At 57.1% G+C, this 20,493-nt stretch carries 29 protein-coding genes; 6 read left to right on the top strand and 23 right to left on the bottom strand.

Annotated features, from left to right (window positions below):
• Positions 1 to 30: 30 nt before the first annotated feature.
• The 13 genes from G5182_RS07445 to G5182_RS07385 form a co-directional block, all read right to left on the bottom strand.
• Positions 31 to 498, bottom strand: a complete 468-nt coding sequence (locus tag G5182_RS07445; RefSeq protein ID WP_421254296.1) for a phage virion morphogenesis protein — start codon at positions 496 to 498, stop codon at positions 31 to 33.
• A complete protein-coding gene (locus G5182_RS07440) occupies positions 480 to 950 on the bottom strand; it encodes a phage tail protein (protein WP_421254295.1) in 471 nt (156 codons plus the stop codon). The genes G5182_RS07445 and G5182_RS07440 overlap by 19 nt, the downstream gene beginning before the upstream one ends.
• Complete coding sequence (gene lysC / locus G5182_RS07435; protein WP_421254317.1) at positions 925 to 1,167, bottom strand: Rz1-like lysis system protein LysC; 243 nt, start codon at positions 1,165 to 1,167, stop codon at positions 925 to 927. Before lysC ends, G5182_RS07440 begins: the two co-directional genes overlap by 26 nt.
• Positions 1,058 to 1,531: an Rz-like lysis system protein LysB gene (gene lysB, locus G5182_RS07430; protein ID WP_421254294.1), complete on the bottom strand. Its 474-nt coding sequence runs from the start codon at positions 1,529 to 1,531 to the stop codon at positions 1,058 to 1,060. The genes lysC and lysB overlap by 110 nt, the downstream gene beginning before the upstream one ends.
• Positions 1,521 to 2,342, bottom strand: a complete 822-nt coding sequence (locus tag G5182_RS07425; protein WP_421254293.1) for an N-acetylmuramidase domain-containing protein — start codon at positions 2,340 to 2,342, stop codon at positions 1,521 to 1,523. Before G5182_RS07425 ends, lysB begins: the two co-directional genes overlap by 11 nt.
• The gene (locus tag G5182_RS07420; RefSeq protein WP_013723873.1) at positions 2,339 to 2,680 is read right to left on the bottom strand and encodes a phage holin family protein; all 342 of its coding nucleotides are present in this window, start codon (positions 2,678 to 2,680) and stop codon (positions 2,339 to 2,341) included. The genes G5182_RS07425 and G5182_RS07420 overlap by 4 nt, the downstream gene beginning before the upstream one ends.
• On the bottom strand, positions 2,677 to 3,048 hold the full coding sequence (locus G5182_RS07415) for a putative holin (protein WP_421254292.1): 372 nt from the start codon (positions 3,046 to 3,048) through the stop codon (positions 2,677 to 2,679). Before G5182_RS07415 ends, G5182_RS07420 begins: the two co-directional genes overlap by 4 nt.
• A gap of 9 nt (positions 3,049 to 3,057) precedes the next feature.
• Positions 3,058 to 3,288 carry a TraR/DksA C4-type zinc finger protein gene (locus tag G5182_RS07410; RefSeq protein ID WP_019445413.1) on the bottom strand — a complete coding sequence of 77 codons (231 nt, stop codon included), beginning with the start codon at positions 3,286 to 3,288 and terminating at the stop codon, positions 3,058 to 3,060.
• Positions 3,289 to 3,316: 28 nt separating this feature from the next.
• Positions 3,317 to 3,520 (bottom strand): tail protein X, encoded by a 204-nt coding sequence (locus G5182_RS07405; protein WP_005352059.1) that lies wholly within the window; start codon positions 3,518 to 3,520, stop codon positions 3,317 to 3,319.
• The gene (locus G5182_RS07400; protein ID WP_421254291.1) at positions 3,520 to 3,996 is read right to left on the bottom strand and encodes a head completion/stabilization protein; all 477 of its coding nucleotides are present in this window, start codon (positions 3,994 to 3,996) and stop codon (positions 3,520 to 3,522) included. The genes G5182_RS07405 and G5182_RS07400 overlap by 1 nt, the downstream gene beginning before the upstream one ends.
• Before the next feature lie 108 nt (positions 3,997 to 4,104).
• Positions 4,105 to 4,866 carry a phage terminase small subunit gene (gpM, locus tag G5182_RS07395; protein ID WP_421254290.1) on the bottom strand — a complete coding sequence of 254 codons (762 nt, stop codon included), beginning with the start codon at positions 4,864 to 4,866 and terminating at the stop codon, positions 4,105 to 4,107.
• A gap of 9 nt (positions 4,867 to 4,875) precedes the next feature.
• Positions 4,876 to 5,934 (bottom strand): phage major capsid protein, P2 family, encoded by a 1,059-nt coding sequence (locus G5182_RS07390; protein WP_421254289.1) that lies wholly within the window; start codon positions 5,932 to 5,934, stop codon positions 4,876 to 4,878.
• Between the two features lie 12 nt (positions 5,935 to 5,946).
• On the bottom strand, positions 5,947 to 6,750 hold the full coding sequence (locus tag G5182_RS07385; protein WP_421254288.1) for a GPO family capsid scaffolding protein: 804 nt from the start codon (positions 6,748 to 6,750) through the stop codon (positions 5,947 to 5,949).
• A gap of 149 nt (positions 6,751 to 6,899) precedes the next feature.
• Between G5182_RS07385 and G5182_RS07380 the strand changes: the two genes are divergently transcribed.
• From G5182_RS07380 to G5182_RS07370, 3 genes are all read left to right on the top strand, one after another.
• On the top strand, positions 6,900 to 8,666 hold the full coding sequence (locus G5182_RS07380) for a terminase ATPase subunit family protein (RefSeq protein WP_421254287.1): 1,767 nt from the start codon (positions 6,900 to 6,902) through the stop codon (positions 8,664 to 8,666).
• Complete coding sequence (locus G5182_RS07375) at positions 8,666 to 9,670, top strand: phage portal protein (RefSeq protein WP_013723865.1); 1,005 nt, start codon at positions 8,666 to 8,668, stop codon at positions 9,668 to 9,670. Before G5182_RS07380 ends, G5182_RS07375 begins: the two co-directional genes overlap by 1 nt.
• A gap of 700 nt (positions 9,671 to 10,370) precedes the next feature.
• The gene (locus G5182_RS07370; protein WP_421254286.1) at positions 10,371 to 11,741 is read left to right on the top strand and encodes a hypothetical protein; all 1,371 of its coding nucleotides are present in this window, start codon (positions 10,371 to 10,373) and stop codon (positions 11,739 to 11,741) included.
• A 504-nt stretch (positions 11,742 to 12,245) separates the two neighbouring features.
• Here G5182_RS07370 and G5182_RS07365 read toward each other — a convergent pair.
• Positions 12,246 to 12,605 carry a hypothetical protein gene (locus G5182_RS07365; RefSeq protein WP_421254285.1) on the bottom strand — a complete coding sequence of 120 codons (360 nt, stop codon included), beginning with the start codon at positions 12,603 to 12,605 and terminating at the stop codon, positions 12,246 to 12,248.
• Between the two features lie 230 nt (positions 12,606 to 12,835).
• Here G5182_RS07365 and umuD point away from each other — a divergent pair, with 230 nt between their 5' ends.
• The 3 genes from umuD (at position 12,836) to G5182_RS07350 (ending at position 15,704) form a co-directional block, all read left to right on the top strand.
• Positions 12,836 to 13,258, top strand: a complete 423-nt coding sequence (gene umuD, locus G5182_RS07360) for a translesion error-prone DNA polymerase V autoproteolytic subunit (RefSeq protein WP_421254284.1) — start codon at positions 12,836 to 12,838, stop codon at positions 13,256 to 13,258.
• Positions 13,255 to 14,532, top strand: a complete 1,278-nt coding sequence (gene umuC / locus G5182_RS07355; RefSeq protein WP_421254283.1) for a translesion error-prone DNA polymerase V subunit UmuC — start codon at positions 13,255 to 13,257, stop codon at positions 14,530 to 14,532. Before umuD ends, umuC begins: the two co-directional genes overlap by 4 nt.
• A gap of 323 nt (positions 14,533 to 14,855) precedes the next feature.
• Positions 14,856 to 15,704 carry a hypothetical protein gene (locus G5182_RS07350; RefSeq protein WP_421254282.1) on the top strand — a complete coding sequence of 283 codons (849 nt, stop codon included), beginning with the start codon at positions 14,856 to 14,858 and terminating at the stop codon, positions 15,702 to 15,704.
• Between the two features lie 150 nt (positions 15,705 to 15,854).
• On the opposite strand, the gene G5182_RS07345 is transcribed toward G5182_RS07350, so the two are convergent.
• The 9 genes from G5182_RS07345 to G5182_RS07305 form a co-directional block, all read right to left on the bottom strand.
• On the bottom strand, positions 15,855 to 18,110 hold the full coding sequence (locus G5182_RS07345) for a replication endonuclease (protein ID WP_421254281.1): 2,256 nt from the start codon (positions 18,108 to 18,110) through the stop codon (positions 15,855 to 15,857).
• Positions 18,107 to 18,364: a hypothetical protein gene (locus tag G5182_RS07340; protein ID WP_421254280.1), complete on the bottom strand. Its 258-nt coding sequence runs from the start codon at positions 18,362 to 18,364 to the stop codon at positions 18,107 to 18,109. The genes G5182_RS07345 and G5182_RS07340 overlap by 4 nt, the downstream gene beginning before the upstream one ends.
• A complete protein-coding gene (locus G5182_RS07335; protein WP_421254279.1) occupies positions 18,361 to 18,672 on the bottom strand; it encodes a hypothetical protein in 312 nt (103 codons plus the stop codon). The genes G5182_RS07340 and G5182_RS07335 overlap by 4 nt, the downstream gene beginning before the upstream one ends.
• Complete coding sequence (locus G5182_RS07330) at positions 18,650 to 18,850, bottom strand: hypothetical protein (RefSeq protein ID WP_421254278.1); 201 nt, start codon at positions 18,848 to 18,850, stop codon at positions 18,650 to 18,652. Before G5182_RS07330 ends, G5182_RS07335 begins: the two co-directional genes overlap by 23 nt.
• A complete protein-coding gene (locus G5182_RS07325; protein WP_421254277.1) occupies positions 18,847 to 19,053 on the bottom strand; it encodes a hypothetical protein in 207 nt (68 codons plus the stop codon). Before G5182_RS07325 ends, G5182_RS07330 begins: the two co-directional genes overlap by 4 nt.
• A 193-nt stretch (positions 19,054 to 19,246) precedes the next feature.
• On the bottom strand, positions 19,247 to 19,507 hold the full coding sequence (locus G5182_RS07320) for a helix-turn-helix domain-containing protein (RefSeq protein ID WP_071911267.1): 261 nt from the start codon (positions 19,505 to 19,507) through the stop codon (positions 19,247 to 19,249).
• Positions 19,508 to 19,509: 2 nt separating this feature from the next.
• Positions 19,510 to 19,698, bottom strand: a complete 189-nt coding sequence (locus G5182_RS07315) for a hypothetical protein (RefSeq protein WP_058056131.1) — start codon at positions 19,696 to 19,698, stop codon at positions 19,510 to 19,512.
• 65 nt (positions 19,699 to 19,763) lie between these two features.
• On the bottom strand, positions 19,764 to 20,216 hold the full coding sequence (locus G5182_RS07310) for a hypothetical protein (RefSeq protein WP_421254276.1): 453 nt from the start codon (positions 20,214 to 20,216) through the stop codon (positions 19,764 to 19,766).
• Between the two features lie 49 nt (positions 20,217 to 20,265).
• Positions 20,266 to 20,490: an ogr/Delta-like zinc finger family protein gene (locus G5182_RS07305; protein WP_005351998.1), complete on the bottom strand. Its 225-nt coding sequence runs from the start codon at positions 20,488 to 20,490 to the stop codon at positions 20,266 to 20,268.
• Positions 20,491 to 20,493 lie beyond the last annotated feature (3 nt).

The following is a 20,493-nucleotide window of genomic DNA, read 5'->3' as shown; positions in this document are numbered from 1 at the left end:
GCTTCAAACTTGTCCGCTATTGTACCGATACTATTGCGAATGAAAACTTGGGAGCATGAACTCCAGCAGAATCTCTTCCATCTTCTCGAGCTCCTTGGTTTCCAGCCCCAGCAGTTCCCGTGCCGGATAGCTGATCTCGCGGCCCTTGATGCGGTCTTTGAGACCGTACTGGTGAATGGTGGCGAGGCGATTGGCTGAGCCGACAAACTCGACCACGGCCTGATGTTCGGTGCTGGTCGCCTTGAGCCAGCGGGGGCTGACCAGATGCTGAAACATCTTACGGCGGGTCGCGCCACGTTTTTTCGCCAGCTTCTTGAGCGGTTTGCGCGGAGTCATGGGGCTGCCATCGGGCTGAATGTTGGCCCTGATCCGTTTGCTCTGACTGGCGCGCAGATTGCGGGCCATGTCCCCCATCAGTTGCCGGCGGGCGGCCGGTGTCATGCCGGCCAGCAGACCATCGGCCCAGCTGATCAGCCGGCTCAGGTCGTCGGTGGCCATGGCTGCGGTTCCCCGTTGATAAAGAGCTCCCAGGTGATGCCGTCATAAGGGTCTTCCGGCGGTTCTGGCAGATGTTCCCAGCCTATCCCCTGTTCGTTCTGCCATACCTTGACCCGCTCGGTCAGCTTGACTGTGATGATGAGATCCATCAGGTCGTTGGTGAGGTATTCGGCCTCGAAGGTGATGCCATCTTTGCGCAACTCGTTGTTGGTCATCAGCTCGGGTTGGTGTTGGCGCAGCCAGGCCAGCAGCGGCACCATGACCTGATCCGGGTGGCCCGCAAAGTCTTCAATACCGATGGTGAGGGGGTATTGCCACTCGAACGAGAGGGAGCGGGCCCCGGTGCTTTCGATATTGCCCGGGGCGATAAAGATGTGCAGCTTGTCCGGGTTGGTCTTGAGGTGTGGCACGCAGCGGGTCAGTACCTCACGGATCTGTTTTGGCTTTTCCATCTTCACTCCCTTGTTGTCGTGTCTGGCAGGTGATGAGGTTATCGACCTTGGCGGCGCAACTGGCCCAGGCGGCCTCGGTCTGGCTCAGCTGGTCGAGCAAGTCGCCGTTATTGAGTGGCGCCGCCGGCGGCAGCTGGCAGGGGCTCGGGGCCGGACAGGTGAGCCTGATAATCTGCGGCGCCGGTGAGGGCGGGGCGCTGGAGCAGCCTGATAACAGGATCAGGCAGAGGGCGAGTAGCCCAAGCTCTGAGTTCGGCATTTTCACGTTTGAGCCTCTTGATGGTGTCGGCGCGGGTGGCTGCGGCCTGTGCCAGCTGGTCGAGCTGGGCCTGCAGCTGCTGCGCCGCTTGTGCCTGGGTGGTCAGTTCCCGGGTGAGGGTGGCGATGGCGGTCTCTTTAAGCTGTTCGCGCCGCTCGGCCTCTTTGGTTTTCTCATCGGCTGCCTTGAGACTGGTTTGCAGGGTGGTGACGTCCCCTCTGGCCTTGGCCGCCGAGCGGGCTGACCAGCCCCAGCCACCAAGAGCGACAACCAACGCCAGCAGCAACCAGCTGAGGGGCGAGCCCAACAGCTCACGCCACATTAACCACCTCCTGCAACTGATAGACCTTGGTAAAGTGCGCAAACCACTTCGCCAGTTTGGTGTCGTAGTCGTTCTCCTTAAACGCCGTGCCGTTGTAGCGACGGGCGAAATCCGCCCACTTTCGCCCCTGCAGCGCTTTGTGCATAGCGGGGTCTTGCTGGATAAAGCGGCACAGGGCGGTGAGGTGTTCGACCTCGCTGTGCTGCATGGCTGCCTGCCAGTCGCTGGCAGAAGCAAAACCCAGCGGCTGCCAGTGGTAGCCCATGATCTGGAACATGCCCCAGCTGGCCGACTCGATGGCCGCATCCCGATGCAGGCTGATGGCCAGTTGCAGACGCTCCCACTCGGCTGCGCCGCCCACATAGCCTCCGCGCTTGGGGTTGACCAGGTTGGGGTAATGGGTGGCCAGCTGGTCGGCGGCCGCCTTGCCTTGGTGTTTGGTGAGCTGCTGGTAGAACACATGCCGCTCGAACAGCACCACCGGGCGCATGGCTTTGGTGAAGCCTTCGCCGATGCTCTCGACCTGGGCAACGGTAGCCATGGTGGCCAGCGGTACCGACAGCAGATCGGCGCCGGCCTGCATGTGGTTGATGGTCAGCTGGTTGCCGCGCTCACTGCCGAGCAGGGCTGCCAGGGTGCGCGGGCCCGCCTGACCGATGGCGGCGATCATGTAATCCCGCTGGAAGGCGATCAGCGCCTGCTCGGTGGCCTCACCAAACCAGCCATCGACAGCCACCGGATAACCGGCGGTGGTGAGGCGGCGTTGCAGGTCTGCCACGGCGGTGCCGGTATCCCCTTTTTTCAGGCTCATGGCTGGTACCTCCGGTAAATATCCCGGGCATGGTCGGTGCTGGACGGTTTGCCCCGGGGCAGCAGGTGGTGCACCGAGCCGCGGGTGTTGAGCACGGCGCACAGCAGGAAGAGGGCTAGCCCGAAGGCGGCCGGATCTGGCACAGGGATGCCGCCAAACAGAAAGCGCAGTGGAATGGAGCCTGACAGCACGCAGAGCAGCCACGCCATCCAGGCGGGCAGGGCGCGATACTCGCCACCTTTGCGGTCAAACAGCATGACCCGCAGGAAGATGGCGGCGCAGATCAGGGCGTAAAGGGCGGTGTAGATAAACACACCGGTCGGAGTTGTCGGGATCATGGTTGCCCCCTTTTGTTAAACAAGGCGTCAAGTAGCCGATCCTGATTGCGCATGATGAGCTGCAGCAGGCGCACCATCATGGCGGAGGCGATCAGCGAGCCGATCGCATTGCTGACCTGGACGCTGGCGGGCAGCAGTACCTCCAGCAATTGGCAGGTAAAGCCAGCCAGCAGCAGGCCGCTGACAAACGAGGCGACAAACAGGGCAATCCGGCGCAGGCGCCCCTGCTCTTCGGCGGCCGAGATAAACAGCACCGCGCCGGTGAGTGCGCCGAGCACCACGGAGGGATCCACCCCGGGCAGGGTGAACAGCAAGGCCAGACCGGTGAGGGTGCTGGTTGCGGCGCTGGAGGAAATCGGTTCTGGCATCGTGCTCTCCTATCGTTTGCTGCCGCAGTGGCGGGCGAGTTGGAATTCGTGGATGGTCTGACAGTCGGCGCAGCGTTCGCAGCCCCGGATCGCCTCGCGGCGCTCCTGCGGGATCGGGTCGTCGCAGTCGATGCAGTAGTGGGGGCCAGTGCCCGCAATGCGGGCGGCATGGATGCGGGCAGCCAGTTGTTGCTCGCTGATGTTGGCCAGTCGTTCGAGTTCGTCGTCGAGGCGGCTCATGTCGGAGTTCTCTGCTGTCGCATGACAGTCAGTCCCATAGCTGGATCAGCGGCTGTTCGGCCTGAGTGGGGGCCGCTGGCATGTTGATGAGGGTGCCGGTTGGCAGGATGGGGCCGAGCGCTGCCAGACCGGGGTTGAGGTTGAGCACCTGCTCGGTGATGCCCGCGGTGTAGCCGTAGTGACGAAACAGGATGAGATCGAGGGTGTCGCCCTGCAGGCTGCGCAGTTGCATCAGATGAGCTCCACCGTGGTGTGGGTGGTGCCAATGATGTCGCGGATGGCAAAGCGGGCGTCGCGGTAGAGGTCATCCGAACTTATCTCTTTGGCATCGGCCCCTTTGATGCCGTCACCGGTGGCGCTGTAGTCGGTGTAGCGCTCTAGCAGGTTGGCGCGGGTCATGGCGTAGACGGCACGCCGGTAGCTATGCAGGTATGTCGATTCGCCATTGATGGGCTCGGCGGGGACTGCGGCCAGGGTGGCGTGACCTTCACTTTCTCTGGCGCTGCGCCACTGGGCCAGATCCCGGTTGACGCTGGTAATGGCGTCGATCACCGCATGAGTGAGGCGGGCGGTGGTGACGGTGCCATCGAGCCGGACGGTGTCGCGCAGCGCGCAAAGCGAGATGGCCGGCCAGAAGGGGGCGCTGGTGATGTCGCCCTCTTCTGTGGCGGCCGGGGTCGGGTTGGTGGCTAAAAATCCGGTGCTCATGGTGCTCCTGATGTGAGGTGGCGCCGCATGTTGGGCGGTGGTCGGGCCGTCTGGTATGCCGCTGGCATTCGTCAGGCCCGAGCCGCCCAGGGTGCGGGGTTCGCTCGGTTAGCTGGCCTCGCCGGGGGCGGGGTCAGGCTGTTCGGGTGGCGGTGACTCGGATTGGGGCTCCGCGTCCGGCTGCGGTGCCGGTTCGTTGGCGGGCTGGCCGGCGGCGGCTTTATCCTTTTTGATCTCGCGCACCAAATCTTCCAGCTCTCGCTTGATGCCCACCTTGTCGTACAGTTCGATGGCGCGGCGGTAGTGGTCGGCCGCTTGCTCTTTGAGCCCTTCGGCATAACAGGCGCGGCCCACCGCCTTGTGCAACTTGGCGCGCACCTGGTCGAAGATGTCGCAGTCAGCCAGCATGCTCATGTAGCTGCTGAGTAATGGCAGGGACGGGCCATTGCCCGCCTCTTGCAGCTTGATGGCGGTGTCGGCCACCTCTTCGGCGATAAGGGTGGGGGCGGTGCGTTCGTACTGGTCAGGGGTATTGAGGCAGTGGCGGATCACGTAATCAGCCATTGGCAGGGCGCCTGCCAGATCGCCGGTGTCGAGGTGCCATAGCATCACGGTCACCATGACGTCATCCTGACCACCGCGATCGGCGGCCAGCAGGCCATCAATCCACGGTGTGTAGGTGGCCAGCATGGTGCGTTTGGCGTCAATCTTGCGCTCGAGGCTCTGAATGCCCTTGAGGGTGCGGCGGTGCTCGGCCAGCTGCATCAATTGGAGTTCGTACTGGTTGGCGGCGGCGCGATCCTGCTCGGGATTGGCCGCCCCTTGCAGGGCGGCCATGATGCGGGCGGTGTGTCGTTGTGCAGGTGTCATCGTGGCTCCTTAACCGCCTGCAGGCGCAGGTTTGGCGCCCAGCGTGATGTTTTCTGCGACGGCGATGCAGTCGTAATCCTCGACCACGTAGGCATCGTTGGAGGATTCCCAGTTGACGATGCGGTCGAGGCTCGGCTGCTCTTCCAGGTGGCGACGGCGGCCGCCGATCTGCCAGTAGATGGAGAGGTTGTCGAGGCGGGTGACGATCAGAGTGTCTTCCGGGACGAAGGGGACGCGGATCGCCAGCAGGCCGCCAATCTGTTTCTGGCTCACCAGCACCTGACCGGCCAGCTTGTTCTGGTTGTCCCGGGTCTCGTTGAGGATGGGGAAGTATTTGTCGGCCAGCAGTTTGCGGCCGCAGATCACCACCAGATCGGTGTCGTCCTGGTACCAGGGTTTGATCTTGCTGTTGACCAGATCGAACACCAGGGCGTCGAGGTTGCCGTAATCACCCTCTTTGGTGTCGGCTTCACTCTTGGGCTGGTAGATGTAGATATGGCCGGTGCCCGCATCCCCTTCGCTCATCACCTGGGCGGGAGCATCATGGCGGGTGTGCTCAATCCAGCCGATGTTGACGTCTTGCAGCATAGGGAACTGGATGCGATCGGTGTCTTTCGCGGCAAGTTTGCCGTTCCAGCCGATCATGATGCGGTCCAGGCCCTGGCGCTTGACGATGGCATCGCGAATGCGGATCTGGAAGTCTTTGAACTTGGCCCAGGCATCAAGCTTGGCGTAACCGATGCTGGTGTCGTAGTTGGTCTTTTCGCACTCGTATTTGGTGTTTTGCAGTCCGGTCGGGTCGAACGGGACGCGGGCCTTGCCGCCACTGGTATCGGTACGAGAAGCAATAGTGCCATTGATGCCGATGCCGACCTTTTCCCCTTTGAGTTCATCCACCGGCACGATGTTGATCATGCTGAGGAAGTCGACGGACTCCTGCATTTTGGTTTCCAGCTTTTGCTGGATGCTGGGCTCGACACTGAATTGCACCATGGCCGAGCTGACGGCATTCAGGCTCGCCAGTTGGCTGGTGTACTGCTCGAATTGCTGACGGGTATCGTTGCGCATTATCGGGGTCCCTTAAAAATCGGTGTTGGTTGGCTTGGTGCCATCGTCACCGGTGGCAGGCTGGCGCTTGTGGCTGAAATCTTCCTGGCGCTCGAGCTGGGTGGTCAGGTCGGCCAGGGCGTTGGCGGTCGCCGTTTGCCGGGCTGTCAGTTCGTTGAACTTGGTTTGCAGGTCGGTATCGAGGCTGGTCACCTCTTTGGCCACGGCTTCGACGGCCTGATGCACATCGCTGAAATCGGCGGTCGATTGCTGCTTGTGGCTGGTGAAAATGGCGCTGATCCGTTCCAGCAGGCCCGGGCCTTTCTCTTGCTCATCTTCAAACTCGATGACGGTTTCGAGGGCTTCGGTAAACAGGCACTCCGGATGGTATTTGCGGTCGGCCAGCGGGTTGACCGCGGCCTTGCTGCAGAACTGCAGCATTTCGGTGCCAAGGCTCGCCGGGCTATCGGTCACGGCCAGCCCCATCATGTAGGCCCCTTTTTCGTTCAGGTTGGGGTGGATCTCGATGGAGGTGTAGACCTTCTGGCGCTTCTTGTTGAGCGCGATCAGCTCCGGGGTCGGGTCAATCTGGACGAACAGGGCCAGCCGCTGTTCCCCTTCGATGGTGACCTCTTCGGTCTTGGCGGCGGTGATGTCACCGTACATCTTGAACAAGCCGTTGGGGTCGAGGCCCCGGATATGCTCCATATTGACCCGTGCGCCATAGGTGGCCTGGTTGTAGCGCTGGGCCATCTGCTCAATCCATTCGCGGGTGATGGCGCGACCGTCGGTGGTGCCCCCCTCAACCGCAACACGGAAGAATTTGGACTTAGGCATGTGCTGGGATCCCTTTGGTAATTGGGTAGTGATGTCGCGGTTATGGTCTGGGTGAGCGGCGGGATCGTGCAATCCGGGGCCAGTGTGGGATGGCGCTACACACTGGCAGTGGGGCGTTTGGGGTGGTAGCGGCTGGGTAGACTGGCGCCATGACAACAGCACCCATCATCTTTCCCCATCTCGACCCCAGACGGCAGGCCATGTACCTGTTCTTTCAGGGGTACCCGTTGCGCGCCATTGCCGAGTTGCTGCAAACGCCGGAGGGTACCGTCTCGACCTGGAAGAAGCGCGACGGCTGGGAGGACATCAAACCGATAGACCGGGTGGATAGCGCCATCGAGGCGCGCATGATCCAGCTGGTGATGAAGGAGACCAAGAGCGGCGGCGACTTCAAGGAGATTGACCTGCTGGGCCGCCAGCTCGAGCGCATCGCCCGGGTCAACAAGTACAGCAATGGCGGCAACGAGGCCGACCTCAACCCGAAGGTGGCTAACCGCAACAAGGGGCCGAAGAAGGCCCCCGAGCGCAACGTGGTGGAGCCCGAGCAGCAAGAGCGGCTTATCGAGCGGTTTGAGTCGACTATGTTCGATTACCAGCGGGTCTGGTATCAGGCCGGGCAGGAGTACCGGATCCGCGACCTGCTCAAGTCGCGCCAGATCGGGGCGACCTACTTCTTCGCCTTCGAGGCCTTCATTGATGCCCTGGTGACCGGGCGCAACCAGATTTTCCTGTCAGCCAGCAAGGCGCAGGCCCACATGTTTAAGCAGTACATCATCCAGTTCGCCAAGGAGGAGGGGGTTGAGCTCAAAGGTGACCCCATGGTGCTGCCGAACGGGGCGCACCTTTACTTCCTTGGTACCAATGCCCGCACCGCCCAGAGTTACCACGGCAACATCTACATGGATGAGTATTTCTGGATCCACGGCTTTCTGGAGTTCCGCAAGGTGGCCTCCGGCATGGCGATGCACAAGAAGTGGCGCCAGACCTACATCTCCACCCCTTCCAGCCTTTCCCATCCCGCTTATGGATTCTGGTCTGGCGCCAACTTTAACCGTGGTAAGGCCAAGGCCGACCGGGTCGAGATTGACCTGAGCCACGCCAACCTGTCTGCCGGCAAGTTGTGCGCCGATGGTCAGTGGCGGCAGATCGTCACGGTGGAAGATGCGGTGCGCGGCGGTTGCAATCTGTTCGACCTGGATCAGCTGCGCAGTGAGTATTCCGAGGATGAATACCGCAACCTGCTGATGTGCGAGTTCATGGATGACACCGAGAGCCTGTTTCCGTTGGCGACGCTGCAGCGCTGCATGGTCGACAGCTGGCTGGTGTGGGAGGACTACAAGCCCCACACCTTGCGGCCGTTGGCCAACCGGGCAGTGTGGATCGGTTATGACCCGGCCAAGGGGGGTAAAGGTGACAGCACCGGTTGCGCGGTGCTGGCTCCGCCATTGGTGCCGGGTGGCAAGTTTCGGGTGTTGGAGCGTCACCGCTGGCAGGGGATGGACTTTGATGCCCAGGCCAAATCCATTCGCGCCATCTGCGATCGCTACAACGTCGCCTATATCGGCATCGATACCACCGGGATCGGGGAGGGGGTTTATCAGCTGGTGAAGCAGTTTTACCCGGCAGTCACCGCCATTCAGTACAACCCCAACGTGAAGATGCGGATGGTGATGAAGGCACAGGATGTGATGAACAAGGGGCGGCTGGAGTTCGACAGCGGCTGGACCGACTTGGCCCAGGCGTTCATGAGCATTCGCCGCGCCGTGACCCAAAGCGGCAAGCTGCCCACCTTCGAGGCCAGCCGTTCCGATGAGACCAGCCACGCCGATATTGCCTGGGCAACCATGCAAGCCCTGTTACACGAGCCCCTTGAGGGGCAGACCGGCACCAATTCCGGCTTTATGGAGATTTACTGATGAGTGAGCAGATCAACTCGCCTGCCGGTGTGCAGGCGTTTACGTTTGGCGAGGCTATCCCGGTGTTGTCCCAGCGGGAGGTATTCGATTACCTCGAGTCGATGCACAACGGCCGCTGGTATGAGCATCCCCTGAGCCTGCACGGGCTGGCGCGGGTCTATCGGGCGGCGGTGCATCACGCCTCGGCCATCCAGGTGAAGCGCAATATCTTGCGCGGCTGTTTCATCCCTCATCCGAAACTGAGCCTGGCCGCCTTTACCGGCTTGGTAATGGACTATGAGATCTTCGGCAATGCTCACCTGCAGCGGGTGCGCAACCGGCTGGGGGGCACGCTGCGCTATGACCAGATGCCGGCCAAGTACACTCGCCGATCCCTCGACCTGGATCGTTATTGGTGGGTGCCAAGGCCTGGGGATGAGGTGGAGTTGCCTGCCGGTGATGTGGGGCATGTGATGGAGGCGGACGTTAATCAGGAGATTTACGGCATCCCCGACTATGTGGCCAGCCTGAACTCGGCGCTGCTTAACGAGTCGGCCACGCTGTTTCGCCGTCGCTACTACGAGAACGGCAGCCATGCGGGGTTCATCCTGCACATCAGCGATGCCCTGCAGAACGAGGGCGATATCACCGCGCTCAAGACGGCGCTACAAAACAGCAAGGGGCCGGGCAACTTCCGCAACCTGCTGCTCTACACCCCGGGTGGCAAGGCGGATTCGGTGAAGCTGATCCCGGTGGCCGAGATTGCGGCCAAGGATGATTTCCTTTCCATCAAGGGGGTGAGCCGGGATGACCAGCTGGCAGCCCATCGGGTACCACCGCAATTGATGGGGGTGGTACCGAACAACACGGGCGGGTTTGGGGATGTGACCAAGGCGGCCCAGGTGTTTGACGTCAACGAGATCGACAGCATGAAGGCGAACTTTGCGCAGTTCAACGAGTGGGCAGGGGAGGAGATAATCCGATTCACTTCTTATCGACTGTCAGATCTGACAGTGCAAAGCTGAAAACCTTGGCTATCTTCAAATTGGAATTCCTCCAAATTCCTCCATGATTTAATTCAAAGCCCCCTACCCAGGGGGCTTTGTTTTGGCTGAGCTCCCATCCTGCCAGAGCCCACCAGTCGCGCTACAGGCCACTGTCGGCCAACCCTTCGCCCATCACACTCCCGAGATCCTTCACGCGCACCAGGGAGCCTGAGCGCAGCCTCGAAAGGCCCCTCAACACCCCGCGCGCGCAATCGGGACCCCGCCTCGCCTGCGCGCTTTATGCGTGGAAAACCATGCAGATGAACGACTGGGGGTGGGGAACGCCTCCCCGTGCCAGCGTTGGCCGAGCGCGGGATAACGGATCCATTTTGTGATCCTTCACTTTCCGTCAGATCCTTTCACGCTAGAAGATGGTTTACCTGTTAGGTGTAATCATAGTGACTTATCCTCTTTATATTCACCTCACAATTTCGATCTTCATCAAAAAATCAGCGTCAAGGATAATTATTACTACACGTAGTAGTATAGGATTGGTATGGTTTTATTGAGAGCTTACTCCCTTGCGAAGGATTAGGCAGTCGATGGATGGTAACTAGGTTGGTTGTTTGGTATATATTGCGGTTCAATAACATTTTTTTTGGGGTGAAAATGTAAGCTATATTTTATTGTCTTAAATGTAACTTATAACATGCACATTAAGAGTTTGTACATGTAGAGCATGAAATTAATAAATTATGTAAAAGGTGTGGTTGTGAAAAATAACAGGAAAAATAAAACAAATAAAGAAAATGGAAATGCTAAACCTTTCATGGGCAAAAAAACATCTAATTTGAATAGAATTATTGCGGACTATCTATTTGAAAAGCAAAAAAATCATATATTGACTGAAAAAATTGACCCTAGAGATCACGAGATAATTGAAAATGCTATGCCGGCTATATCTTTTGTGTCTCAATTTGATATTGATTGTCACAAAGAAAATGATGAGTACAATAAAATTTACTCATTATTAAAAGAATCAAAAGTTAAGATGGTGCTAGACGATGAGTTAGTTAGGATATATGAAAAAAATAGAATGCATACATTAAACTATTTATATATACGTAGAGGGAAGGTAATAAGGGTAATTCTAGGTGAACAGTTGCAAAACTATAAATGCATTAAGAAAATTGACCCTAATAAATCAAATGTTATTCTTGAGCGGTGCCTTTCTAAAGCGACGAGTAATGACAAAGAACACCTTAAGCTTTTAAATGATGCTATTTTAAAACACCGTCACCATGTCTTCATGCTCAAACTCAGAGCTTCACTGTTCAAAACGGAATTTAGTCATAGTGATTATCTTGAGTCAGCAGCTGTGTTAATTGCCAGCCCAAAATATCAACTTCCAGAATTGATGCGCTTGGATGACGCTTGGAGTGCCTTCCCTTTGAAATGGCACATACATAATAAATCCATATCCTATGGAAGGGCTGTATTTTATGCTTATAAAGATGGGGACGACCTCTCTAACATTTTCTCCCAAGAGTATAGTAATGGAAGGTTCGAAAAGATAAATGAGCTTGTTAACAGTGCTTACTTATCTCCGCCAGCGTCTCATATGCTATGTAGTAGGGCACCTATAATTAATGAAGTTCTATTATGCTATCGAAATAATCTCTATTCAGCATCTATTTGTACTGCATTGCCAGTTATTGAGGGAATGATTTGGGATTTCTCAAAGGAATATCATGCTCTGAGTGGAGGGGTTTATTGTGACAATGATTTCACAAAAATAACGTTGGATTCTCAAAAAGAAACTAGTAACTTTACTGTTGGTACATTATTGAAGCAGACTAAGTTTAAAGAAGTATTAAATATGGAATTTATAACTTATTTTTGTGATGAATTGTATAATGAAAGAAATCCAATACTTCACGGCCAAGAATTGGAGTGTTTTAGTCTAGAGAATGCGAGCAAAAAAATAGCCACGATTGAGTACCTGCTGACGGTTGCCGCTGGCTTTCATAAATTAAGGATAATGAAAAAATTTGATGAAAGCTTTGATGAGGATACAAAGAAAAGGTTGCTTAAAGCGCTGGATAAATAATGTAGTTGACATATTGGAAATGTAACTCCATGAGTTTTTGAGCACAAAAAATTGACACTCATATATCTGTTAATCGGGGTAGTAAGTCCGATCACGCACTTTGGTGCGTGACCAGTCACGTTTACCAACTTTTTGCTGCCGGTAGGTGGTGCAGGTGGGGGATCAGCCTGTTCCAGTCGCGGTTGCCGTGGGTGGCGGGCTGCACATGGTGGGTCTTGTCGGCCAGGATGCGTTGGGCGGCGCCAGGGTCATCGGGTATTCGTGGATGATGGAGTAGTAGGTGCCGGCTTCGCGGTGTTAGGCCACATCGTGCAGGAGAAAGATGCCCCACCATGTAATCGGCGGTGCGCAACAGCACGACACCAATCAACCCACAGTAATGTGGGATAAGCCACAACCTCCGCTGCCCTGCAGCACAACACGGCCGGGAGGATAAAGGGCCTGCACAAGGAAGGGGCGTTAGTTTCAGTAGGCAACATATACCTAGGATGGTTGTTAGAAGTCCTAGTCAGTAAACGTATGGCCGCAGCTGAGGCACTTGTAGTTGTTGAGTATGAGACTATCAACTGCCTTTCCTGCTGCGCCACCGACAGTAGCGCCTGCTGCCGTTCCAGCAAGTGCGCCCAAAACGGCACCAGCAAATGTGCCTGTGGCAGCACCAGCAGCAACTCCAGCAGGACCAGCTACAGCTCCTACAACGGCTCCTGCCTCGGCCCCCGCTGCCGCACCTGCAACTACAGTTGTACGGGTACTAATAAAGCCAAGGAAACCTGCCGCTGCCAAACCAATCATTGCCCCAATTCTGGTTGCATAGTTGCGTTTATCAACTTTTGTTGATTCGCACTTTGGACATTTTTGCGCCATTACATGATCTCCATTTAACTGTGCAATCGGTCTATATCATTCCCTTTCGGGGTGTAGATCTATTTTATGTCCTATTGGAATTGCTCACCGAAAATTGGAATTGTGATAGCTACATTGTGATAAATGTGGGGTTGTGTCGCCTGCGTGGTTGGAGCCAAACGCCGAACGGTGATCCGATTTTGGTGGCTTGCTATACTGTGTGTTTATACAGTATCACAGAGATTGCCAGCATGTTTGTTCAACCCACTCCCGATGCCCCCCTGTTGGAGCTGCCCCTGTTCCTCTCCCCGGTGGCCTGCGGCTTTCCGTCGCCGGCGCAGGACTACACCGAGCAGACCATTGACCTCAACCAGTTGTGCGTGGCCCATCCAGCGGCCACCTACTTCGTGCGGGCGGCCGGTGACAGCATGGTGGATCACGGGATCCGTGATGGCGACCTTCTGGTCGTCGATCGCAGCCGCAAGGCCAGGCATGGCAGCGTGGTGATTGCCGCGGTGGATGGCGAGTTCACGGTGAAGAAGCTGCAGCTTGCGCCAACCGTGGCGCTGCTCCCTGGCAACCCGGCATATCGGCCCATCCATTTCAATGAGGGGCAGGAGCTGGAAATCTTCGGAGTGGTGTCTTTTGTCGTGCATCAGGTGGATACCCCATGAACAAGCGCTGCGCCGTCGCCCTGGTCGACGTGAACAACTTCTACGCCAGTTGCGAGCGGCTGTTCCGCCCCGACTTGAAGGGGCGGCCCATCGTGGTGCTCTCCAACAACGATGGCTGCGTGGTGGCCCGTTCGGCGGAGGCCAAGGCGCTGGGCATCAAGATGGGAATACCCTATTTCCAGGTCCGCCAATTCTTCGAGGCCATGGGCGGGGTCTGGTTCTCCAGCAACTATGCACTCTATGGCGACATGTCGAACCGGGTGATGACCATTCTGGAGGGTATGGCCCCGGTGGTAGAGGTCTACAGCATCGACGAGGCCTTTATCGAACTGAGCGAGTCCTGGGCGGGTGACCTAGTGGCCTATGGCCGCCAAGTCCGCGAGCGGGTGCAGCAATGGACCGGGCTGACTGTGGGGGTCGGCATTGGCCCCACCAAGACGCTAGCCAAGCTCGCCAACTATGCCGCCAAGAAGTGGCCCGCCACCGGTGGCGTGGTGGATCTGCGGGATGAAGCGCGGCGCGCCCGGCTCATGGCGATCACCCCGGTGGACGAGATATGGGGCATTGGCCGGCGGCTGTCGGCCAAGCTGGAGGTGCAAGGCGTCAAGACCGTGGCCGACCTGGTCGCCGCCGACCCCAAGGCACTGCGGCGCCGATATGGCGTGGTGGTCGAGCGCACTGTGCAGGAGCTGCGCGGGATCCCCTGTGCCGAGCTGGAGCAAGAGGCCCAGGCCAAGCAGCAGATCATTTGCTCGCGCTCGTTTGGGGAGCGCATCACCCAGATAGGCCCCATGCACCAGGCGCTGGCCGGCTACATGGAGCGTGCCGCCGAGAAGCTGCGGGGGGAGGGGATGTGCTGCCAGCACGTGACCCTGTTCATTCGCACCAGCCCGTTCAGCGACCGGGAGCCCTATTACGGCAACCAGGTGAGCACCAAGCTGGCCATGCCCACCCATGACACCCGGGCGCTGCTGGCCCTGATCCCCGAGCTGCTCCCCCGCATCTGGCGCGATGAGCAGCGATACCAGAAAGGGGGCGTCATGCTGGCCGACTTCACCCCCACCAACATGCAGCAGGGCGACCTGTTCGCCGCACAGCAGCAATCCCCGCGCAGCGAGGCGCTGATGCAGGTCATCGACAAGATCAATCATGGGCGGTTGGGGAAGGTTTACTTCGCGGCCCGTGGCCGCGACACCCGGGAGTGGATGATGAAGCGGGAGCAGTTAAGCCCCCGCTATACCACCGCGCTTGACGAACTGCCGGTGGTGAAGTGACTTACTCGATAATATTCTACACCGGTGCTCAGGTCTTTGGTGTGGCAACCTTGTCGTTCGTTCACACCTTAAGACTCTCAGCCAAGAGCATGAATCAGTTGGTACTGAAAGTGCTGGAATACAATTGAGTTGGTAGTTCTGGACGGTAATCCTACCAAACACAACTTCAATTTCTAACCCGTGTAAAAATACATCAAATACGGTATGATAGATAATATTTACTTACTAGAGCAATCCTACGATTGCCAAAGGTAGATTATGAATATCTGATGATGGTTAATGATTGGAAAAATCCATTAGAGTAAATTGAAGAGACTTCTCATATGCAATTCGATTCTTCATTCAGTATGAATGCCATAATCCTGATTACTTCTGATCGCCCAGATGATGGTGGTGTAACCAAGCGTTTAGACGAAGACCTGCGGACTATTACTACTGCCTATGAACTTATTTACTATCATGAGGCAGTTTCTAGTAGAGAGCAATTTATCCAGTTCATGGGCAATATAAATTTTTTTGTTGTTAGCAATAATTTAAAACCTGTGATTCATTTTCATATGCATGGTGGAAGTGAATTGGGCTTAGAGATTGGCAATACCAGAGAGTATATATCTTGGTCAGAACTTACTGAAACTCTTAGACAGATAAATATATCTATGTTGAACGAGTTATGTGTCATATCCACAGCGTGTTATGCATTTAACATGATCAATGAGATTACTATCACACAGCCATCACCATACTTTTCCCTTATAGCTTCACATAATGAAGTAAAATATGGTTATATTGATGATTTCGCATCAAAATTTTACAACGCCCTACTGAAATATGGGGATTTGATTATTGCACATGATGAAATTAATGATGCTTTTGACTTTTATCATAGTGAGAAAATGTTAACGATTTCCCTCGCCAAGTATATACTCCATAATTGTAAAGGTAAGCAAAAGCAAATGAGAAAGGAAGAGTTGATATCTAAAGCCATATCTGGCGGGGTAATTGATACTCCCGACTCACTGAAAGAAATGAGGAGAGTCATAAAGGAATACATTACTCCAAATCAGGAGTTGTTGAATAGATATGTTGATAGCTTTTTGATTGGTAAGAAAATACCTATAACAATTGATGATATAGTTAGTTTGGTGGAGGGAAGCTATAGATTAAGGGGATAACCAAAGGCTAATAATAGTCTCTATCTCGCAGAGTGACGTTGACCCGCGATTTTCAACTTATCAATGAGCTCTGTGTTGGAGAGCTCACTTTTGAGGTATCAACCTAATTGTGGGGAAAAATCTCTAGGAATAGATATCACAGTGCCTCTTTTAGCTGTAGTCGTTTTGTTCATGCATCCACTCCGGTGTGTCCAGCCCCTCCAGCACGCGCCACATCTCTGACTGATAGGGCTCCGGCAATATCTCTATCCAGCGGTGCGCCCCGGCGTGGCCTTGTGCCTCATAGACCTTGCCGCACAGCTCAACCAGCATCCGCCAGTCTGGATCCCCTTCTGGTACCGCGTATTCATCCAGCAGGCTCTGTTCAGCGGGCGGCTGGCCATCGAGCCCCCAATCCGGTTCATTGGGGAGCGATCGGCACGATTGCAGTTGGCCGTTCTCCAGCCGGAGGGTGAAACCGTCTGCCGTGACGCTGGCACCAGCCCGTAATCGATCAATGGATAAGGGTGATAACCCCCATTGTTCCCTCATGATCTGGTCTGCGAAGGCATCAGGATCCGGTAGCGTACAGTTATTGTCAGAGCTCCAAGGTGCCGGGCTGTCGCCCGTCTTAACCCCAACCCCCCTCGCCGCAGCCTCGGCGGCTTTCCTGGCTTCATGGGTGCCGGCGGGCACAATTTCCCACCCTTGCAGGCGGGTCTTGATGCCCAGGCGAGCGGAGGTAATGCCCATCAGGCGCTTGATGTCTTCGCCATAGCTGTTGGCCTGCTCGTCGATAAGGTGGGCCAGCTTGATGGGGTGTTCGGCACGGGTGGCCAGTGCGCCGCCCATGGCGTGCAGGTAGCAGCGAAAGATGCCGTTATCTGCGGCAAAGCGGGCCGCCTCAAAGCGTGGGTCTTGCAGTACGGGCTTGGGTGGGCCAACCAATTCGGCATTCTTCTTGGCGTTGCTGATGCGGCGCAACTCGCGCCATACCCCGACCGGGGCGCCTCCGATCTGCTGAAAAGTACGAATGCCCCACCAACTGGCCCAGGCTACAGCATGTTGGGCAGCTTCATTTGCGGTAGTGCCAGCCTCTTCGTCATCGTCCAGGTAAGCGCCGTCGATGTTCTTGGCAATGTATTTGGCGATATAGCCTGCGGCATCACCTTTAGTTGGATCGATTTCCTCCCAGTCAAAGCGGGGAGTAAAGTCGGTAAAGGGTGGGGCGCCCTTGATATTCCGTACCAGCTCGTCGTGGTCATCGGTCAGGGCATAGCGTCGTAGGGTCCCGATCACCCGGTTGCGATCTTCCGGGCGCATAAATAGCAGCAGGTGCCAGTGCGGGGTGCCGTCGTGGTGGGCCTCGCACACGCGAAATCCATAGACGGGCGCGTTCCACCGTTTGAGGGCGGCCCTGGCACGGCTCCATAGTTTGGCCAGATAGGCGCAGGTCTCCCGCGGTGTGGCCCCTTGATATCGCTTGTTCTCTACCGCTTGGCCGTTATGCTTTTGTGCCCAGGCATGAAAGCGGCTCGGGGCTGTCCAGGTGAAGAAAACTCCCACATGCCCCAATTCCTCGGCATAGTCACTGAACCCCCGTGCCCGCACCATCATTTCGTTGCGGCGGTTCACCGGGTTGGCGTTGCTGGCCTCCCAGCAATCCTTCATCGACACGACCAGGTCATAACGCTCGTTCACCACTTCCGACTCGGCCAGCCAGCGCATCATGGCCCGCTTGCGCTCGCGCACCACCTTCATGGTGGCGTTTGATACAAAAGCCGACACACCCTTGCGCACTTTGCCGAGCAGGATATTGATGTGCTCTTGCAGCCTGTCCCAGCAGCGGTTGACGCGCTTCTCCCACCACTTGGCAGAAAGCAGGCGCACCAGCACGCTCAGGATCCAGTTATCCCGTGCCTCTTGGGTTTTGAACTTTGGCAGCTCGCCGATAAACCCCCACTGGTCTGCAGGCTGGCGCATCAGCTCCCAGGTCTGCAGCAGATCCGGCTCAGCGCCCTCTTTGATGCCCTGCTCGATGTGCTTGTAAATGGCTGCGGTCTGGTTGGCGAACTGGTGGGCAATCTGTTTGCGGCCGGTCTCATCGCGCATCTGTTTTGGATCGACCGGGATGGTCTGGAGCTGCATCCGCACCCACTTGGTTCGCTCCCTCAACCAGATGTTGGCGGAGCGGCAATGGGTGAAGCTGCAATCCTTGCGGCGGCGGATGTACTGCTTGAACAGGTTCTTGGTCAACTCGGTGGAGAGCCCATCGAGCAGTTGCATGGCCCAGATCAGGTCGTATTGGCCGCGGTCACCAGCAAAAGCGGCGTCAAAGTTGACGCCGGGCAGAGAGTTGCAAAGGGTATCGATGCGCTGCCGCAGTGTTCTTTTCGACAGCGGCAGGCGTTTGGTCTTGCTGGTCATGCAGAGAGATAACCGGATAGCTGTTTGATGCGGAACTGGCAGCCACGAACGCTGATTTTGGCATGCTCTTTCAATCGGCGGGCGGCCGCACACTGGCGCAGCAACTGCTTGATGCTGGCGCGGGGGCGGGCAGGTAGTCGGCGCGCATGGGCCAGCTCCCGTTGATAAAGACGCAGCCTTGCCGCGTCTTCCCGGTAGGTGGCTTGCCAGCGATCTTGCAGGAGCGTGAGCTCCCATTGCAGTCCATGGCTCATTTGATGATCTCCCCCTGTCCATGCAGTGGTGCGCACTCGGCCCACCACTCGGCAATTTCCCGGGCTAGTGCCAACTCCAGATTTGCAGCGGCCAACCAGTAGACGGTGCGCATTGCGCCAAGCGCCAGCAGCTCGGCCACCTGATCCCGGTTGCCTCTGGCATTGCTGCCCGCAGCGATAAACTCGGCGCGGGCGGCAAACCAGTGGGTGGTTAGCTGGCTGACCGGTGTGGTGGGCTGCATATGTGCCGGGCCGGCTTCACTGTGATCTTGTTGGGCGTCCAGCTCAAACAGTTCGAAGTTGCTCATCGCATGCCTCATCTATTGCCTGAAAGTCCGGCCCATCGATGGCGATATGGCCCGCCTCGATACGGATCGAGATACCGAGTTCACCTCCACAGCAAAGCGGGGCTGTAGGCAGCAGTTTCGATTCGTTCTGGGCCAGCCACTCTTTCAGGCTGGTCAGGGTGAACAGCGTGGTACTCATGCCTCATCCCCCATCACCAAATCGTCGTCGAGCAGATCCGCAGGCTTGCTGGTCACCACCAGTTGCACCTGGATGTATTCATTCCCCGAGTAGAGTGCGCCCAGGGCGATGCGGTTATCCTCGGCGCGTACGGCAAACATCTCGGCTAGCAGACCCTCGATCACCTTGGGCGCCTGGCTGGCAATCTTGATGGCGTCACTCATGGGCGGGCCCTCCGGTTGAGGTGGTGAAACAACTGGTGCCAGCGCAATGACTGCTGCGCCTGGACTAACAGGGATTTGCCCTCTGACCCCCGATATGTAAAAGAGGCAGGGCGAGCTTTGGCGGTCAGCCGTTGCTGAAGGCGCGGCAACTCTGCCAGCGCCTCTTGCTCGGATATGGGGTGGAAGATTTTGCTCATGCCTGCACCTCCGGTGTGGCGATGCCAGTCAGCAGCCAGTCGATGTGCCGTTTCAGCTCCGGGTGGTTGGCAATCAGCAGGAACAAACCGCCGCCAATCTCGCGGTATCCCAGCTCGTAGTTCTTGAGCGTGGTGGGTGGAATGCCCAGCAGGTCGGCAAACTTCGGGCGGCTCAGCTTCAACTGTTCCCGCAACTGGCGCAGTCGCTTGGCGGCATGGTGGTTGAGCAGATTGATTTGGGTCGGTTGTGCGGTCATGGTCAGGCTCCTTGTTGAGGTGTGCAGGGGTTGATGCGGCTGAACAGAGAAGCCCAAGCCAGTGCGGTGGAACGCTCGAGCAGCGCCACCCCGTCCGGGTGTTGGCTCAGACGGGCGCCATAGCGGCCCGTCAGCTTGCGTTGCTGGATGCGAAGGTTGCGCAGTGCGCAGGGGATCGCTAAAGTTGCCATGTCGACTTCCTCATACGTTGTTGATAAAGGCCCGCTTGGAGTTGCAGCTCCGTTAAGCGGGCTTTTTAGTGCCCGATAGGTCGCGGGCCTTCTTGGCCAATCTGGCCTGCGACATGCACCGCATGATCCAGTTGCTGGCGTTTGGCCTGTTCTCTCTTCTTCCGCTCGGCCAGTTCTGCCGGCGTCACCTTCACCGATGGGTGCCACACTTTTGGATCGCACCCGCTGTGAAACAGCGACTGATAATCCAGCGCAATCACCGCAAGGCGGATCGCCTCACGCTGCTGATAGGGCAGGGCAGAGAGGGCCGCCATCATCAGCGAATCCCACGGCTGGCGGGCGATGGTGCAAATGGCGACTCGCTTGGTCTTGGACGCATTAAGCCAATCACCGTCGAGGTTTGAACCAGCCCGATTGAGGTGCTCCCGCAACAGCGCAATGCCTGCGGTATTCATCAGCACCTGCTCCTCGGCGGTCAGACCGGCGATGTTGCGGGGTTCGTGTTGGGGGTGTTGCATGCTGGTTTCTCCTTCACCTGTGCGCAGAATTTGGCGGCCAGTGAGGGGGTCACTGGGCCACCTCTTTCACCCTGCGCGGGACAATGGGCAGCACAATGGCCGGATTGGGCATGGCACTGGGGCTGATGGTTGCGATGATTTCGAACCCCGCCTTGAAGGTGTGGCCGCAATCCACATTGCTGCATTGATAAGTGGCGATGCCGCAAAGCGGGCTCATCCGGATGGATGTGCGAGTGCTGGCGCGGGCACCACAGTGGGGGCAAATCAGTCTCATGGC

It is taken from the genome of Aeromonas sp. 600948 (assembly GCF_049174875.1).
Taxonomy (GTDB): Bacteria; Pseudomonadota; Gammaproteobacteria; order Enterobacterales; family Aeromonadaceae; genus Aeromonas; species Aeromonas veronii_A.
This window is presented reverse-complemented; position numbering and strand designations above follow the sequence as displayed.

What these genes read in the sequence shown, in the direction of transcription:
- G5182_RS07445 (WP_421254296.1), bottom strand. Translation starts at nt 498, where the DNA reads ATGGCCACCGACGACCTGAGCCGGCTGATCAGCTGGGCCGATGGTCTG.
- G5182_RS07440 (WP_421254295.1), bottom strand. Translation starts at nt 950, where the DNA reads ATGGAAAAGCCAAAACAGATCCGTGAGGTACTGACCCGCTGCGTGCCA.
- lysB (WP_421254294.1), bottom strand. Translation starts at nt 1,531, where the DNA reads ATGTGGCGTGAGCTGTTGGGCTCGCCCCTCAGCTGGTTGCTGCTGGCG.
- G5182_RS07425 (WP_421254293.1), bottom strand. Translation starts at nt 2,342, where the DNA reads ATGAGCCTGAAAAAAGGGGATACCGGCACCGCCGTGGCAGACCTGCAA.
- G5182_RS07420 (WP_013723873.1), bottom strand. Translation starts at nt 2,680, where the DNA reads ATGATCCCGACAACTCCGACCGGTGTGTTTATCTACACCGCCCTTTAC.
- G5182_RS07415 (WP_421254292.1), bottom strand. Translation starts at nt 3,048, where the DNA reads ATGCCAGAACCGATTTCCTCCAGCGCCGCAACCAGCACCCTCACCGGT.
- G5182_RS07410 (WP_019445413.1), bottom strand. Translation starts at nt 3,288, where the DNA reads ATGAGCCGCCTCGACGACGAACTCGAACGACTGGCCAACATCAGCGAG.
- G5182_RS07405 (WP_005352059.1), bottom strand. Translation starts at nt 3,520, where the DNA reads ATGCAACTGCGCAGCCTGCAGGGCGACACCCTCGATCTCATCCTGTTT.
- G5182_RS07400 (WP_421254291.1), bottom strand. Translation starts at nt 3,996, where the DNA reads ATGAGCACCGGATTTTTAGCCACCAACCCGACCCCGGCCGCCACAGAA.
- gpM (WP_421254290.1), bottom strand. Translation starts at nt 4,866, where the DNA reads ATGACACCTGCACAACGACACACCGCCCGCATCATGGCCGCCCTGCAA.
- G5182_RS07390 (WP_421254289.1), bottom strand. Translation starts at nt 5,934, where the DNA reads ATGCGCAACGATACCCGTCAGCAATTCGAGCAGTACACCAGCCAACTG.
- G5182_RS07385 (WP_421254288.1), bottom strand. Translation starts at nt 6,750, where the DNA reads ATGCCTAAGTCCAAATTCTTCCGTGTTGCGGTTGAGGGGGGCACCACC.
- G5182_RS07380 (WP_421254287.1), top strand. Translation starts at nt 6,900, where the DNA reads ATGACAACAGCACCCATCATCTTTCCCCATCTCGACCCCAGACGGCAG.
- G5182_RS07375 (WP_013723865.1), top strand. Translation starts at nt 8,666, where the DNA reads ATGAGTGAGCAGATCAACTCGCCTGCCGGTGTGCAGGCGTTTACGTTT.
- G5182_RS07370 (WP_421254286.1), top strand. Translation starts at nt 10,371, where the DNA reads ATGAAATTAATAAATTATGTAAAAGGTGTGGTTGTGAAAAATAACAGG.
- G5182_RS07365 (WP_421254285.1), bottom strand. Translation starts at nt 12,605, where the DNA reads ATGGCGCAAAAATGTCCAAAGTGCGAATCAACAAAAGTTGATAAACGC.
- umuD (WP_421254284.1), top strand. Translation starts at nt 12,836, where the DNA reads ATGTTTGTTCAACCCACTCCCGATGCCCCCCTGTTGGAGCTGCCCCTG.
- umuC (WP_421254283.1), top strand. Translation starts at nt 13,255, where the DNA reads ATGAACAAGCGCTGCGCCGTCGCCCTGGTCGACGTGAACAACTTCTAC.
- G5182_RS07350 (WP_421254282.1), top strand. Translation starts at nt 14,856, where the DNA reads ATGCAATTCGATTCTTCATTCAGTATGAATGCCATAATCCTGATTACT.
- G5182_RS07345 (WP_421254281.1), bottom strand. Translation starts at nt 18,110, where the DNA reads ATGACCAGCAAGACCAAACGCCTGCCGCTGTCGAAAAGAACACTGCGG.
- G5182_RS07340 (WP_421254280.1), bottom strand. Translation starts at nt 18,364, where the DNA reads ATGAGCCATGGACTGCAATGGGAGCTCACGCTCCTGCAAGATCGCTGG.
- G5182_RS07335 (WP_421254279.1), bottom strand. Translation starts at nt 18,672, where the DNA reads ATGAGCAACTTCGAACTGTTTGAGCTGGACGCCCAACAAGATCACAGT.
- G5182_RS07330 (WP_421254278.1), bottom strand. Translation starts at nt 18,850, where the DNA reads ATGAGTACCACGCTGTTCACCCTGACCAGCCTGAAAGAGTGGCTGGCC.
- G5182_RS07325 (WP_421254277.1), bottom strand. Translation starts at nt 19,053, where the DNA reads ATGAGTGACGCCATCAAGATTGCCAGCCAGGCGCCCAAGGTGATCGAG.
- G5182_RS07320 (WP_071911267.1), bottom strand. Translation starts at nt 19,507, where the DNA reads ATGACCGCACAACCGACCCAAATCAATCTGCTCAACCACCATGCCGCC.
- G5182_RS07315 (WP_058056131.1), bottom strand. Translation starts at nt 19,698, where the DNA reads ATGGCAACTTTAGCGATCCCCTGCGCACTGCGCAACCTTCGCATCCAG.
- G5182_RS07310 (WP_421254276.1), bottom strand. Translation starts at nt 20,216, where the DNA reads ATGCAACACCCCCAACACGAACCCCGCAACATCGCCGGTCTGACCGCC.
- G5182_RS07305 (WP_005351998.1), bottom strand. Translation starts at nt 20,490, where the DNA reads ATGAGACTGATTTGCCCCCACTGTGGTGCCCGCGCCAGCACTCGCACA.